The 14,552-nt window shown below is 41.6% G+C and carries 14 protein-coding genes; 11 read left to right on the forward strand and 3 right to left on the reverse strand.

What is annotated here, in order from left to right:
• The first annotated feature begins 216 nt into the window (after positions 1 to 216).
• From IB67_RS06635 to hydE, 5 genes are read left to right on the forward strand one after another with little or no spacing between them, the layout of a single operon-like run.
• Entirely contained in the window at positions 217 to 1,968 is a 1,752-nt protein-coding gene (locus IB67_RS06635; protein WP_084634347.1) for an NADH-dependent [FeFe] hydrogenase, group A6, read from the forward strand.
• A 15-nt stretch (positions 1,969 to 1,983) separates the two neighbouring features.
• The gene (locus tag IB67_RS06640) at positions 1,984 to 2,238 is read left to right on the forward strand and encodes a TM1266 family iron-only hydrogenase system putative regulator (RefSeq protein ID WP_072758528.1); all 255 of its coding nucleotides are present in this window, start codon (positions 1,984 to 1,986) and stop codon (positions 2,236 to 2,238) included.
• A 26-nt stretch (positions 2,239 to 2,264) separates the two neighbouring features.
• Positions 2,265 to 3,674 (forward strand): [FeFe] hydrogenase H-cluster radical SAM maturase HydG, encoded by a 1,410-nt coding sequence (hydG, locus tag IB67_RS06645; protein WP_072758526.1) that lies wholly within the window; start codon positions 2,265 to 2,267, stop codon positions 3,672 to 3,674.
• A 13-nt stretch (positions 3,675 to 3,687) separates the two neighbouring features.
• Positions 3,688 to 3,939: a hypothetical protein gene (locus IB67_RS06650; protein WP_424695420.1), complete on the forward strand. Its 252-nt coding sequence runs from the start codon at positions 3,688 to 3,690 to the stop codon at positions 3,937 to 3,939.
• Positions 3,940 to 3,959: 20 nt separating this feature from the next.
• Entirely contained in the window at positions 3,960 to 4,988 is a 1,029-nt protein-coding gene (gene hydE / locus IB67_RS06655; protein ID WP_072758522.1) for a [FeFe] hydrogenase H-cluster radical SAM maturase HydE, read from the forward strand.
• Between the two features lie 46 nt (positions 4,989 to 5,034).
• Here the strand turns inward: hydE and IB67_RS06660 are convergent, their stop codons facing one another.
• Positions 5,035 to 5,304, reverse strand: a complete 270-nt coding sequence (locus IB67_RS06660) for a CPF_0552 family protein (RefSeq protein ID WP_072758520.1) — start codon at positions 5,302 to 5,304, stop codon at positions 5,035 to 5,037.
• A 132-nt stretch (positions 5,305 to 5,436) separates the two neighbouring features.
• Here IB67_RS06660 and IB67_RS06665 point away from each other — a divergent pair, with 132 nt between their 5' ends.
• The 5 genes from IB67_RS06665 to IB67_RS06685 are packed head-to-tail and all read left to right on the forward strand — an operon-like array spanning position 5,437 to position 10,457.
• Positions 5,437 to 6,183: an ABC transporter permease gene (locus tag IB67_RS06665; protein ID WP_084634346.1), complete on the forward strand. Its 747-nt coding sequence runs from the start codon at positions 5,437 to 5,439 to the stop codon at positions 6,181 to 6,183.
• Positions 6,183 to 6,905 carry an ABC transporter ATP-binding protein gene (locus IB67_RS06670; protein ID WP_245789500.1) on the forward strand — a complete coding sequence of 241 codons (723 nt, stop codon included), beginning with the start codon at positions 6,183 to 6,185 and terminating at the stop codon, positions 6,903 to 6,905. Before IB67_RS06665 ends, IB67_RS06670 begins: the two co-directional genes overlap by 1 nt.
• A complete protein-coding gene (locus IB67_RS06675; protein WP_072758518.1) occupies positions 6,902 to 7,819 on the forward strand; it encodes an ABC transporter substrate-binding protein in 918 nt (305 codons plus the stop codon). Before IB67_RS06670 ends, IB67_RS06675 begins: the two co-directional genes overlap by 4 nt.
• 22 nt (positions 7,820 to 7,841) lie before the next feature.
• Positions 7,842 to 9,056, forward strand: coding sequence for a [FeFe] hydrogenase H-cluster maturation GTPase HydF (gene hydF, locus IB67_RS06680; RefSeq protein ID WP_072758516.1), 1,215 nt, complete (start codon positions 7,842 to 7,844; stop codon positions 9,054 to 9,056).
• A gap of 6 nt (positions 9,057 to 9,062) precedes the next feature.
• The gene (locus tag IB67_RS06685) at positions 9,063 to 10,457 is read left to right on the forward strand and encodes an aspartate ammonia-lyase (RefSeq protein WP_072758514.1); all 1,395 of its coding nucleotides are present in this window, start codon (positions 9,063 to 9,065) and stop codon (positions 10,455 to 10,457) included.
• Between the two features lie 46 nt (positions 10,458 to 10,503).
• On the opposite strand, the gene IB67_RS06690 is transcribed toward IB67_RS06685, so the two are convergent.
• Positions 10,504 to 11,262 (reverse strand): class I SAM-dependent methyltransferase, encoded by a 759-nt coding sequence (locus tag IB67_RS06690; protein WP_339747320.1) that lies wholly within the window; start codon positions 11,260 to 11,262, stop codon positions 10,504 to 10,506.
• 22 nt (positions 11,263 to 11,284) lie between these two features.
• Positions 11,285 to 12,730: a cyclomaltodextrinase gene (aglB, locus tag IB67_RS06695; RefSeq protein WP_072758512.1), complete on the reverse strand. Its 1,446-nt coding sequence runs from the start codon at positions 12,728 to 12,730 to the stop codon at positions 11,285 to 11,287.
• A 208-nt stretch (positions 12,731 to 12,938) separates the two neighbouring features.
• On the opposite strand from aglB, the gene IB67_RS06700 reads away from it, so the two are divergent.
• The gene (locus tag IB67_RS06700) at positions 12,939 to 14,507 is read left to right on the forward strand and encodes a bifunctional aspartate carbamoyltransferase catalytic subunit/aspartate carbamoyltransferase regulatory subunit (RefSeq protein WP_072758510.1); all 1,569 of its coding nucleotides are present in this window, start codon (positions 12,939 to 12,941) and stop codon (positions 14,505 to 14,507) included.
• Positions 14,508 to 14,552: the final 45 nt, after the last annotated feature.

The following is a 14,552-nucleotide window of genomic DNA, read 5'->3' on the forward strand; positions in this document are numbered from 1 at the left end:
GCTTTCTGAGGTGGAGGATGCGATCTGACACCAAGGAAAGAGGGATTGATAAAGTTGTGGAAAGTACATCTAATTAGGCTATTCCTTCTTAGAGCTTCAACTTTGCCTTTTTAGATTTTGTCTTTACATTGAATACTATCCCTCTTTCCTTGGGAAAGGAGAGAGGGATTTTTGTTTATTTTGCGAAAACTAGGAGGAAATTGGGAGGTGGTGGCTGTGGTAAAGATATATATTAACAACAAACCTTACGAAGTTGATGAAAATAAGACTGTTTTAGAAGCTGCTGCACAGTTTGGATATAAAATACCAACTCTATGTCATCATCCAGAACTTGAGCCTATCGGAGCTTGTCGTATATGCGTCGTTGAAATTGAAGGTGCAAAGACACTCCAACCAGCATGTACAACAAAGGTCTCTGACGGAATGAAGATTTGGACAAACACTGAAAGAGTAGAGCAAGCGGTGAGATTCAATTTGAATTTGATAATGGCAAACCATCCGCATGAGTGTATGTACTGCGAAGCAGACGGGAAATGTGAACTTCAGAACCTCATTCACTACTATGACATCCAGCCGATTTTCGGTACACCTGTGAGTTTTCCAAAATATATCGATACAAGCAGTCCTTCGATAAATCGCGATCTGAAGAAATGTATCAAGTGCCAACGATGCGTGCGTGTATGTAGTGAAATACAGGGTATGAACATTTATTCGATGATTGAACGTGGATACGAGACGATTCCAGAGACTGAATTTGGTGTTCCAGTCTACGAGACGAATTGTATTAGCTGCGGACAGTGTGCATATCTATGTCCTGTAGGTGCGATATACGAAACTCCTACGTGGAAGAAGCTAATTAAGATGCTTGAAAATAAGAATGGAAAAGTTTTCATCGCTCAAACAGCGCCTTCTGTTCGTGTGGCAATTGGTGAAGAATTCGGTATGGAACCCGGCACTGTAAGCACCGGAAAGATGGTAGCAGCACTTAGAAAGCTTGGATTTGATTATGTATTTGACACAAATTTCGGTGCTGACTTGACAATAATGGAAGAGGCACACGAACTTATTGGAAGACTCAAAAATGGCGGTACATTGCCAATGTTTACAAGCTGCTGCCCCGGTTGGGTAAATATGGTTGAGAAGGAGTTCCCAGAATTTATACCCAATCTATCAACTACAAAATCCCCCATGCAGATTATGAGCAGTACTCGTGAGTATTTTGCAAAAAAGATTAACGTAAAACCTGAGGATATAGTTATGGTAGCAGTTATGCCTTGCACAGCAAAGAAGGACGAAATTGAAAGGGCACAACACGTGGTAGATGGGATAAAGGTAACGGACTACGTGATAACCACCCGTGAGTTTGCCAAGATGCTGAAATTCAAAAACATTCCATTCGTGAACCTGCCAGAAGAAAAGCACGACAGCCCACTCGGAGCTTCGTCCGGTGCAGGTGCTATATTCGGTGTCACAGGTGGTGTTATGGAGGCTGCGCTGAGGACCGCGTACGAAAAGTTGACAGGCGAAAAACTTCCGAGGTTGGTTTTCAACGAAGTGAGAGGCTTGGAGGGAATCAGGGAAGCGGAGGTCGATTTCAAGACGAGAAAGGTTAGAGTCGCTATCGTCAACGGAACAGGGAACGCAAAGAAATTGCTGAAAGAAATAAAGGAAGGAAAGAAACATTACGACTTTGTAGAGGTTATGGCTTGTCTCGGAGGATGTATAGGTGGTGGAGGCCAGCCTAAGAGTTTGGATCCAGATATAGTCAAGAAACGCGCTAAAGCAATATACAGTATCGACGAAATGAGTGTCATTAGGCGTTCACATGAAAACCCGGAAATAATACAGCTCTACGAAGAGTTTGTCGGAGAACCGAACGGACATATCGCACATCACTATCTGCATACACACTATACAAACAGAACGAAAGAAGAGAGAAAAAAGCAAAAATCCAAAACAGCTGACTAAAAGGAGGTTTCCCGAGTGGAAGGAAAAGCAGAAGAAAGATATTACACGGTCGATATCATCGTTCACGACAGGGAAAATGCGTACTCAAAAGTAAATGAATTGCTCCACCAATATGCTGAGATAATAAAACTGAGAGTCGGATATCCTGTGCCAGATGAAAACATAGCAATAGTGTTTCTTATCGTAAAGACAACGAACGATAACCTTGGTGCATTTACTGGAAAACTTGGGAATGTTAAGGGAGTAAAGGTTAAAAGCATAGCAGTTTAAAAGAGAATATACGGAGGTGATTTAAGATGTATGTCTTTACAAAAGAAATCGATACCGAAAAGACATTTATTCCAGAGGCTGAAATATGGGAGCTTCTTGAACAGACAAAGAACCCGGATAGATCGCGCGTAATGGAAATTTTGGAAAAATCATTAAACAAAAACAGATTAGAACCTGAAGAAGTCGCAACGCTATTGAATGTTGAAGAACCTGAACTCTTAGAAGAAATATTCCACGCTGCCAGAACGCTTAAAGAGAGAATTTACGGGAATAGAATAGTGCTCTTTGCACCTCTTTATATAGGAAATGACTGTATCAACGACTGTGTGTACTGCGGATTCAGAAGTTCAAACACAGAAGTGTACAGGAAAACTCTCGAATTTTCCGAGCTTAGAAAGGAAGTTGAAGCTCTTGTCTCAAAAGGACACAAGCGCTTGATAGTAGTTTACGGCGAACATCCAAGGTACAGCCCCGAGTTCATAGCCGAGACGATACGCATAATATACGACACGAAAATCGGAAATGGTGAGATCAGAAGAGTGAACGTTAACGCAGCACCACAGACTGTGGAAGGATACAAGATCATTAAAGATGCTGGAATTGGAACGTTCCAGATATTCCAGGAAACTTATCATCAGCCAACATATAGACAGTTGCACCCAAGAGGTCCAAAATCCAACTACGCTTGGAGGCTTTATGGCCTTGACAGAGCAATGCTTGCAGGAATAGATGATGTAGGCATCGGTGCACTCTTTGGACTGTTCAACTGGAAGTACGAAGTGATGGGATTGATATACCATACAATTCATCTTGAAGAAAGGTTCGGCGTTGGTCCTCACACGATATCATTCCCAAGAATAGAACCTGCTGTCGGAAGTGAAATATCATACCATCCACCTTACAAGGTCAGCGACGAAGATTTTAAAAAATTGGTTGCTATAATACGACTTGCAGTACCATACACAGGAATGATTCTTACAGCTCGCGAACCGGCTGAACTGAGAAAAGAAGTTTTAAAAATGGGCGTTTCGCAAATCGATGGCGGTTCAAGCATAGGAATAGGTTCGTATTCGCAAGATGACCCAGAAAAGATACGCAAGAGCCAATTTATACTCGGCGATAACAGAACTCTTGAGGAAGTTATTCAGGATCTGCTCAAAGAAGGCTATATACCATCTTTCTGTACAGCATGTTACAGAATGGGAAGAACAGGAGAGCACTTCATGGAATTTGCAATACCGGGCTTCGTAAAAAGATTCTGCACGCCAAATGCTCTGTTCACGCTCAGAGAATACCTCAACGACTATGCCTCGGAAGAAACCAAGAGAATTGGTAATGAATTGATACGAAAAGAAATGGAAAGAGTAAATAGCAGAGAAATGGTTGAGAAGTATCTTGAGAGAATCGACCGTGGTGAGAGAGATGTCAGATTTTGAGAAGTTAAGCTCCATGTTAATACAATACGCAGCAATGCTCAATACAAAAATATGGATATGTGAAAAAATAGGCAGACGTTTGTCCTGCATAGCCCGAGCTGGAGATGAGCGGTACACTGAAAGCTTCATCGTGTATGAGGATGAAAAGTACCTAATGTTCGCTGAGAGGGAAATAGATGAAGATGAATACGTTTTGATTAGAGAGATAATTGAGAGAGTAAAGGAAATGAGAGAACCGAGCGAATCAAGTGACTTGAAGGAATAAAAATCGTTGAGGTGAAGCATATGTTGGATGTAAAGAAGATTCAGAATGTTGATTTGGATTATTTGACGCATATAATTAGCACAGATGAATACGATGAAGAGATATTCAGGACTGCAGATGAAATTAGAAGGAAATATGTTGGTGATGAAGTGTATTTGAGAGCAATCATAGAATTTTCGAATTACTGCTCTCAACACTGTCTATATTGCGGTTTGAGAGCTGAAAATAAGAACTTAACGAGATACAGAATGAGCGTCGAAGAGATTGTTGCACGCGCTAAGTTGATAGCCCAGATGGGAATTAAAACAGTAGTACTGCAATCCGGCGAGGATCCATATTACACAACAGAAATGATGTGCGATATCATCAAACAAATCAAAGAACTTGATGTTGCAATAACACTCAGCATCGGTGAACGAACATTTGAAGAATACAGAATTTGGAAAGAACTCGGTGCTGATAGGTACCTGATGCGCCACGAAACAGCTTCACCGGAGCTGTACGCAAAATTGCATCCCGGTGACACGTTCGAGAACAGAAAAGCGCACTTGTACGAGATAAAAAGACTTGGTTACGAAACTGGCGCAGGCTTCATGGTTGGATTACCTGGTCAGACACCTTACGACTTGGCTTTGGATTTGGCGTTCTTGAAAGAAATCGACGCTGACATGATAGGGATAGGACCATACATACCGAATCCCGACACACCGCTCAAAGATGCAAATGGAGGAGATTTGAAAACAACACTGAGAATGGTTGCACTCGCTCGTATAGTAGTCCCAACAGCTAACATACCAGCTACAACAGCGCTTGGCTCTATAAATCCCTACGGTCGCCAATACGGACTCAAGTACGGTGCGAATGTAATAATGCCAAACTTGACGCCAAATCCGTACAGACCGAATTACTCGTTGTATCCGGGAAAAATATGTTTATTTGAAAAAGACACAGCTTGCGTTGAATGCACTAAGGCGATGATAAAAAGTGTGGGCTTAACTGTTGGCGAAGGATTCGGAAGCAGGAAGAGAATTGATGAAATCTTTGTATAAAAAAGGCGGTGAATATCACCGCCTTATGATTGTTTGTGTACGTGATTTATATTTCTAACTTCATGTACTTAGCAGTCACACCATCAATACCGTTGAGTTTTTGGCAGAGCTCTTCGTGTTTTGTTTCATCGTCAACAAGTTCAAGGATTATAAGCCCAACTGGCGAGCAGTATTGGCCTGCACCTTCATGGAGTCCAAGACGCGTTTTGATGTAGCAGCCGTACTCTGTGAGCAACTTCTGAACTTCTACGGCAGCTTGTTCTCTCTTGTCAACAAGAATAGCCATAACAGTTCTTACAGTGATATCTTTTGCCATGCACTACACCCCCTTTGTTTTGTGGTATCATTATTATATCAAAAGCAGGTATACTTTGTCAAAAGTTTCACTTTGAAAAAATTGTATTGTGTATAGCTAAGTTTCGACAAAAAATGAAGCAGGTGAATTAAAATGCGAACATTTTTGAAGTACGTTTTCGGCTTGTTTGTAATCTTTTTCACATGGTGGCTTTTATCCTACATAATCAATTCTGACCTTATACTTCCAAGACCGCCCTTGGTACTTAAAACGATGGCTTTGGAATTGATGAGATTGGGAGTTCTTGACTCTTTGGGTTCAACGCTTCTCAAAGTCATTGTGGTGTTGATTTCAACCGTAACAGTGGGTGTATTCATAGGCTTCATAATTGGGCTAAATGAGACATTGTGCAACATGTTTAGACCTCTAATTTTGGTTGTCCAAGCGATACCCATAATCACGTGGCTTGCTTTGGTGATGTTCATCTGGGGCATTGGATGGACTGGTCCGGTTGTCGTAAGCATTCTATCTTTGCTACCTCATGCTATTCTCTCGACTGCTGTTGGAATACAGACAACTGACAGGAAATTGTTAGAAATGGCAAGAGTTTACAAGGTCAGTAGAAAAAAGGTTGTAAAAGATATTTACTTAGGCTCCATCTTACCTCAGTTTTTAAGTGCTATACAAGTTATCTTTGGAAACGTTTGGAAAGTTGTCGTCGTATCCGAATACATGTGCGGAGATAATGGTATCGGCGTGTTGATAGCTTGGGCAAGGCAATCTGTCAGCGTTGAGAAAGTATACGCGTACACTGCAATTATCATAATAATAGGACTTACAGTGGAGAATTTCGTTAATAGGTTTATCAAAAATGCACTCAAAAATTGGGAGCTGGTATAGTGGAGCAAGTATGTAGCATAAAGAATAAAATCCTGTTGAAGATCGAGAATTTATCAAAGCATTTCGGACCACTGAAAGTGATAAGTGATATATCGTTTGAATTGTTAGAAGGTGAATCTATCGCACTCCTCGGACCATCAGGTTGTGGAAAGACTACTTTGATTCGTATAATGGCAGGGTTGGTTCACGATTTTCAAGGAAAAGTCGAACTGTACGCTGAACGAATAGGATATGTTTTTCAAGAACCGCGCTTAATACCTTGGAAGAACGTTTTAGAAAACCTTAAATTCGTTGTGGAGGACGAAGAAAAGATACACCAGATTTTAGAATCGCTTAGAATAGATGATTTTGCAAACTACATGCCTTCAAAATTGAGTGGTGGAATGAGGCAAAGGGTTAATCTGGCAAGAGCATTGCTTGTAAATCCACAGCTCTTGTTGCTCGACGAACCATTTGCATCCTTGGATGTACATTTGAAGATATCCATAATCTCTGACATCATTCAGAAAAGAAAAGAAGCCTGCTTTTCCATGGTCGTCGTGACTCACGATGTGAGGGAGGCTTTATTACTTTCTGATAAGATATACTTGCTCAGCGATAAACCCAGCAGAATTTTGGAGACGATAGATGTTTCAAGGATACCAAAAGATATATCGAATTCCGAGTTTCTTAGTGCGGAATCTGAAATTCTCTCTAAAATCATGAGGAGGTGGAGTGTATGAAGAAGTTTGTGAGCATTATTCTATTATTCTCGGTGATATTCGGTTTTGGTGTTACGCTTATCAATCCATTCGGACCTACTATCTTCCCGGTTGCAGGACTTCTGAACAAAGAAGTGAAAACTGACATTGCGCTTGATATTAAACTTTGGAAGACAATGGACGAAGCCACGGCATATATAGTCTCGAAAAAAGTCAACTTTGCAGCACTTCCAGTTACGTTTGGCGCAACACTGTACAACAAAGGTGTAGACGTAAGGCTCGTTGGAGTTTACAGCTGGAGGCTCTTCTATGTCGTTGCCTCTCCAGACTTTGAGTTCAAAGGCTTTCAGAGCTTCAAAGGTGAGAAAATCTACACAGCACACGGTAGAGGACAGACAGCAGACATAGTTATGAGATACTTACTCGTCAAGAACGGTCTTGAACCAGACAAAGATGTTACGTTTGCTTACGCACAGCCACAAGAAATAGTGTCTTTATTCAACAGTGGAAAAATCAAAATCGCCGCGATTCCAGAGCCGTTCGTTACGATGACATTGTCGAAAGGAAAGATAATACTTGACCTACAAGATGAGTGGAACAAGGCATCAGGATTGAAATACGGAATTCCAATCACTGGTATCTTCGTTACTGGAAAGCTCGTTGACTATCCGCAAACCGTAAGACTTTTCGAAAAATCGTTTAAAGAAAGCTTGTCGTGGGCGTACAAAAATATCGACAGAGCAGTCGAAATTACGAGTGCACAACTCGGAATGCCAGCAAATGTGCTCAAAACTTCGCTCCAGAGAAGCCAGTACAACTACGTAAGTGCGGCTGATTGTAAAGACGAGGTTTTATCGTACTTGAGAAAACTGAATGAATTGTATCCCGAAGGCATGCCAAAGGTGCCAGATGAAAAGTTCTTCTACACAAAATAGCTGAATTTGTGAGGTGTTAAGATTGTTACCAAGTGGTGGATTTAGAAAATACATCTCGATAGTCGGACGAAGAAACGTTGGAAAATCTTCTTTCATGAACGCTTTAACTGGACAAGAGATATCGATAGTGAGTGACGTGCCCGGGACAACGACAGACCCTGTTTATAAAGCTATGGAATTACATCCTCTTGGGCCAGTTACGCTCATAGACACTCCCGGGCTTGACGATGTTGGTGAACTTGGCGAAAAGAGGGTTCAGAAAGCAATCAAAGCTTTCTACAAAGCTGATGCTGGAATACTTGTGACAGACAATTTCCCAGGTGAATACGAAAAAAGAATCACAGAAATTTTCAAAGAGCTCGAAATTCCATTTATCGTTGCGGTAAATAAAGCCGATTTACTGGACAAAAAAGCAGAAGAAATAGCTCGAGCATATGAAAGAGAATTCTCTACGAGAGTATTTGTAGTAAGTTCTGTGAGGAAATCAGGTTTTGAAAATATAGGCAAGACACTGAACGAAATTATACCAAGCGACGATGAACTGCCGTTCATTCCGGAATTCGTCGACGCGGGCGATTTGGTGGTCTTAGTCGTCCCGATAGACCTCGGTGCGCCAAAAGGAAGGCTAATAATGCCGCAAGTCCATGCCATAAGAGAAATCCTTGACAGAGAAGCGGTCGCAATTGTTGCTAAGGAAAGAGAGCTGAGATACACACTTGAAAAACTGAACGAACCACCGAAGCTTGTCATAACCGACTCACAGGCGGTCATGAAAGTTGCGTCCGACGTTCCAAGTGATGTAGCACTGACAACGTTCTCAATACTCGAAGCAAATTACAGAGGCGACATACGGTACTTTGTAGAAAGCGTGTACGAGATAGAAAAACTAAAAGATGGCGATACAGTGATAATAATGGAAGGATGTACGCATAGACCGTTAACAGAAGACATAGGTCGTGTAAAGATTCCGAGGTGGCTTGTCAATCATACAGGAGCAAATATAAATTTCAAAGTGTGGGCTGGAGTAGACATGCCTGAATACGAAGAAGTAGCGGATGCAAAGCTCGTCATACACTGCGGTGGTTGCGTGAATACAAGGAACCAAATGATGAGAAGGGTGAGGATGTTCAAGCGCCTCGGCATCCCGATGACAAATTACGGAATAGTCATTTCCTACATGCACGGCGTGCTTGAACGGGCACTTGAGCCACTCAAGATATCTGTTGCAAAGAGGTAGTTAGACATGGAAAATGTAGAGAAAAGATACAGAATAGAAGAAGATTACCTTGGAAAAGAGCAGATACTGGAAGATGCATATTATGGCATAGCTACTGTAAGAGCTCTGAAATTGTTTCCACCAACAGGTGAGATTTTCGATGAAAAATTCATATGGTCTTACTTCATGATAAAGAAAGCCACAGCATTGCTCAACGCTGAACTCGGAAGGCTCGACAAGAGCATTTCTGAAGCGATAATAAAGGCATGCGACGAGTGGGAAGAATTGAAAAAATGGATTGTTGTCGACCCACTGTGCGGCGGAGCGGGTACTTCTGTGAATCTCAACATCAACGAAGTCATCGCAAACCGTGCAACGGAAATGCTTGGAGGAAAGAAAGGCGAATACAGAGTTGACCCATACAATCACGTTAACCTCCACCAATCGACAAATGACACATTCGTAACAGCCGGGAAGATGGCAGTGATTGTACGGCTTCGCGAAGTTGTCGATGGGGTTATAAGACTTCAGGAAATGATACAAACAAAGGAGAAAGAGTACTACAACGTACGAACGATTGGAAGGACGCAGTTGATGGACGCAGTCCCAATAATGGTAGGACAACAATTCGGTGCGTGGGCTGACGCACTTGCTCGAGACAGGTGGAGACTCAACAAGGTTGAAGAAAGAATAAGGAGTGTCAACCTTGGCGGTACAGCGATAGGAACAGGTGTAGGCGCACCGAAAGAGTACATACTCAGGATAGTCGAAGTGCTCAGGCAGATTGCGAATGTGAAAATTGCAAAGTCTGAAAACCTGATAGATGCAACCCAAAACCTCGATACATTCACCGAAGTCCATGGACTGCTAAAATCTCTCGCTGTGAATCTCTACAAAATTGCAAACGACATACGCCTGCTCGGCAGCGGTCCAAACACAGCGATTGGAGAATTCAAACTGCCAGCCGTTCAGGTTGGCAGCAGCATAATGCCTGGAAAAGTAAATCCTATCGTTCCTGAATACGTCATGCAGAATGCACTTACCGTGTTTGGTCATGACGAGATAGTTTCTCATGCATGTGCACAAGGAAACCTACAACTCAACCAATTCGCACCGGTAATTGTACACTTCACGCTTAAATCGATGCGATTACTCATAAACTCATGTAATGCACTTGCAGAATATATCAAACTCTTGGATGTAAACGACGAAAAATGCAAAGAAAACCTTGAAAAGTCGACATCAAACCTTACGCCATTGATAAATTACTTTGGGTACGAAACGGTTTCGGAAGTGATAAGGAAAGCTGGGTACGATATATCGAAAGCCATTGAAATACTTGCAGAAAAAGAAGGCATTTCAAAAGAAGAACTAATGAAAAAACTCCAAATCGAAAAGATGACAGGGCTTGGGTATGTGTGAATAAGAAAACAAAGGGCATCCGAAGAGGATGCCCTTTTGATCTAGATTATGTAGAGCAATTGCCTTTGCTATTTCTTAGTATAATAAACAAATGTTCCAGTTCATTTACCAGGTATTTTCCATATCTAAGTGCTTTTTCTACCTTATCAAAAGCAGCCAAAGCTTCTATCTCTATTGCCTGGAAGCTGTGCTGTTTCACTAAGAGTTTTATCTCCTCTGCTGTAAAACACCTCGCTTCAAACACACCGTGTTCCGAACCGATCGGTAGTCTCTTCTTCCTTTCGAGTGTTCTGTAATCCTCCCACGTACCATGGATTATTACGTCTTTCAAGTACGAATAATAATTATCAACCGTTGCAAACATAAGCGCATTTGGTGATGATATTTTGGAAAGAACGGAAAGAACTTTGTCCAAATCACTCACGTAACTCAGCACATCGCCCAACGCAAAAATGACGTCAAATTGTTCATCTATATATTCATCCATCTGCTCAGCTGTCGAGTTTATAAACCTTGCTTTTTCCAGCAGTCCCACTTGTGCAATCTTCTCCTTCGCAATCTTGAGCATATTTTCTGCAGGTTCAACGAGTGTAACTTGTGCTCCTCTTTGCAAAGCCCAAAAGGACCAGTAGCCGGTCCCAGCACCAACGTCCAGGATTTTTGCACCATCAAGTTGCGGTTTGTATTTCAGTATAGCCATTTCTATTTGTTTTCTTGCAACTTGCCAATACTCATCCTCGTACATTGAGTCGTACACTTTAGCGATTGAATTGTAGTATTCACTTGAATACGAAAATCTTTTCAAGCAGATAATTCCTCCTCGGTTCTTAGTAAATTCTCTTGTACTGGTTGTACCCATTCCTTGTCCTGTTAGTCATCTTGAGAATTCTGAAACCTTTAGATGGCACTTCAAATCTCATGATTCCACCCGTTACCCAGAACTCTTCGCCCGTGAAAAGATCTGTGAAACACGTTCCGGCAAGAATTCTGCCATCTGGAATCGATATTGTAACTTGCTTCGTCTCGGACTTGTTCACAGCAACGATTACACTATCAAAAACATGTGCTGTTCTTCTGTAGAACACCAACGGTTCTTTTTTGAGCACTTCAAATGTTCCAACTTTGAGTGCTGTTTCAGTCTTTCGTATATTTATGAGTTTTTTGTAGAATTCTCTCAATTCTTTATCCCACTCATCTTCGTTCCAACGCATCGTTGCCCTGCACTCTGGGTCGTTTCCACCTTCCATGCCTATCTCTGTTCCGTAATAGACAACAGGAACTCCGGGATAAGTAAATTGCAGCACAATACCGAGTTTCCTCAATTGCTTATCTGGAATAACCGTTGCGATCCTTTCTGTATCGTGGCTGTCGAGCATATTCCAGCAACCGTGGATATTTGTCGTATCGTTGTATGCCTGCTGGAGCGCATCGGCTAAGTTGTCGAATTCATTTTTAAGGTAAGCGATGACACTGTTTCTGAAATGGTAGTTCATTATTCCATCCACCATCCCCCAATCTGATGGATAGTTCCATGTCTCTGTAACAACGTATTTTTCCATCGAAATGCTTTTTGCTGTTTGTGTTATCAACGCGTTGTTGACATATCCAAGGTCGTAGCCAACGTCTAATCTCCAGCCATCTACTCCCTGGTGTAGATAGTGTTTTACAACTGAGAGAATGTACTCCATCACTTCGACTTCCTCGAGGTGCCATTCGGGAAGTGATTTGAAAGCGTTCCACGCTCTGTGACCATTTTCATGTATGGCAAATTTACTTATGTGCTTCCTGTCGCCTTTCAATGCCTTTTTGAACCACGGATTTTCGATGCTGAGGTGGTTGAACACGCCATCCAATATCAGCCTGAAATTCTCTTCTTTTGCTTTTTTTACATAATATTTGAAGGCTTTTTCGCCACCAAATTGCGGGTCTATTTTCAAGTAATCAATCGCATCGTATTTGTGGTTCGTCGGGGAAAGAAAAATTGGGTTTGTGTATATGGCGTTGACACCTAAATCTTTTAAGTAATCAAGCTTTTCAGCAATACCCCACAAATCCCCACCGTAGAATTCCATTACGTGGCTGGCTTTTTCCTTCCTTACCGGCGGAACATTCCAATCGACTATCTTTCCACACCTTGATGCGTAAAGTTTTTCCTTGTCTTTCACGCTTTTGCCTTTACCTATCGCAAATCTGTCAGGAAAGATTTGATAAATGACACTTTCGTGTACCCATGTTGGTATTGGATATGAGTTCTTCGAATTTTCGATTCTCATGTTTGCATCTCCCTCCATAAATTTTGGAAATCTATTGCTAATCAAGATTATAACATCTATTCTTTTAGTTTTCCATATGCGGAACGTCGTATCTTCGTTGTTGAATCTTTGGAAAGTTGGTGTATAATATACCGAGATATAAAAAGTCGGGTAAGACCGACTGTTAAACAAAAAACAGCGTAAAGAACGTGGGGGGAGTGATAAGTATATGGGAAACTTTTTAAGCCGGACGCTGGCAGTTATCAACGATTTTTCTGTCGATGAGCAACTCTTTTTGTACCAATCTACTAAGAGGCTGAAGGAAAAACTGAAACGTGGAGAAGATGTGAGTGAATTTCAGATTAAGAGAGATACCGGCATTTACATCGTCTTCGTAGAACCTTCCACCAGAACGAAAGAATCCTTCATAAACGCTGCTAAATTCCACAAAACTGCAAAGGTAAACATCTTCGATTCAGAGCACTCCTCATTTAATAAGCAAGAAAGTTATGTAGATACGTTCAATATGTTAACAGGTTACAGCGAGTATTCGATTTTCGTTTTGAGAACAAGGCTTGAAGGTGTGGTTCGGTTGCTCGAGCAAAAAGTTGGTGAGTTCGCCGATAGGCATGGAATAATGAGACCTGCTTTCATAAACGGCGGAGATGGAAAACACGAACACCCAACCCAGGAACTCCTCGATGAATTTACCTTCCTTGAGCACAACAATTTCGACAATTCGCACATAAGAATAGCACTCGTAGGTGACTTGCTCCACGGAAGAACGGTACATTCAAAAGCAGATGGGTTAAAAGTCTTCAAAAACGTTGAAGTCGACTTGATTGCCCCTCCTGAGTTGCAGATGCCTGAAGGATATGTACAAAAGATGAAGCGAAATGGTTTTGAAGTGAGGCAGTTCTACTCAATAGACGAGTATCTGTCGAATGGTAATCCTGCTAATATCTGGTACTTCACAAGATTACAGCTTGAACGAATGGGTGAAGACATACTCGAAAAGGAAAAGATTTTGAGAAAGGCTGTTACTTTTAGAAAAGACATGCTCGAGAAAGTTCATGAGGGGACCAAATTCTATCACCCACTCCCACGTCCGAAGTTCAATCCTGAAATACCTACATTCCTCGACACGCTTTCGTTGAACGGTTGGGAAGAACAGGCGATAAATGGTTACTACGTGCGTGTAGTGTTGTTGTCGATGTTAGGTGGTGCGCTTGAAGTACCGTTTGAAACAGGAAGAATGCAAGAAGAAAAAGATGAAGATTTCATTATTCCGGCTCCGATAGTTGATGGAACAAAAGGCGTATCGAAGGAAGGCAAGAGGGGTATAAAACCGATAGAGAACGGAACGGTTATAGACCATGTGGCAAAGGGAAAGACACAGGAAGAGATATACAATACAATAATTAAGATTAGAAAAATTCTGAGGCTTTACGACGTCGACAGTGCAGATGGCATTTTCAAATCCGCCGATGGAAATTACAAAGGTTACATAAGCTTGCCAGACAGGTATTTATCATTCAAAGAGATTAAGAAGCTATCGGCGATATCGCCAAATACAACTGTGAACATTGTTAAGAATTCTCGAGTCATCGAAAAATACAGAATAAAGATGCCACCGCGCATTTACGGTTTTGAAGAAATCAGGTGTAAGAACGAAAATTGTATCACAAATCCTGCACATGGCGAAAACGTAATGGCATCTTTCATACAGGTAGATGGAAAGTTCGTGTGTGAATACTGCGAAACACCGCACGAATACCACGAAATTTGGAAGATTTAAACTTAATGTTCTATAACTGAACCCCGGCTGACAAAGCCGGGGTTT

This window comes from Fervidobacterium riparium, from assembly GCF_025370035.1.
GTDB lineage: Bacteria > Thermotogota > Thermotogae > Thermotogales > Fervidobacteriaceae > Fervidobacterium > Fervidobacterium gondwanense.

Excerpts from the sequence above, each read along its gene's own strand:
- hydG (WP_072758526.1), top strand. The coding sequence starts at position 2,265 with ATGTATGTCTTTACAAAAGAAATCGATACCGAAAAGACATTTATTCCA.
- IB67_RS06650 (WP_424695420.1), top strand. The coding sequence starts at position 3,688 with ATGTTAATACAATACGCAGCAATGCTCAATACAAAAATATGGATATGT.
- hydE (WP_072758522.1), top strand. The coding sequence starts at position 3,960 with ATGTTGGATGTAAAGAAGATTCAGAATGTTGATTTGGATTATTTGACG.
- IB67_RS06660 (WP_072758520.1), bottom strand. The coding sequence starts at position 5,304 with ATGGCAAAAGATATCACTGTAAGAACTGTTATGGCTATTCTTGTTGAC.
- IB67_RS06665 (WP_084634346.1), top strand. The coding sequence starts at position 5,437 with ATGCGAACATTTTTGAAGTACGTTTTCGGCTTGTTTGTAATCTTTTTC.
- IB67_RS06675 (WP_072758518.1), top strand. The coding sequence starts at position 6,902 with ATGAAGAAGTTTGTGAGCATTATTCTATTATTCTCGGTGATATTCGGT.
- IB67_RS06685 (WP_072758514.1), top strand. The coding sequence starts at position 9,063 with ATGGAAAATGTAGAGAAAAGATACAGAATAGAAGAAGATTACCTTGGA.
- aglB (WP_072758512.1), bottom strand. The coding sequence starts at position 12,730 with ATGAGAATCGAAAATTCGAAGAACTCATATCCAATACCAACATGGGTA.
- IB67_RS06700 (WP_072758510.1), top strand. The coding sequence starts at position 12,939 with ATGGGAAACTTTTTAAGCCGGACGCTGGCAGTTATCAACGATTTTTCT.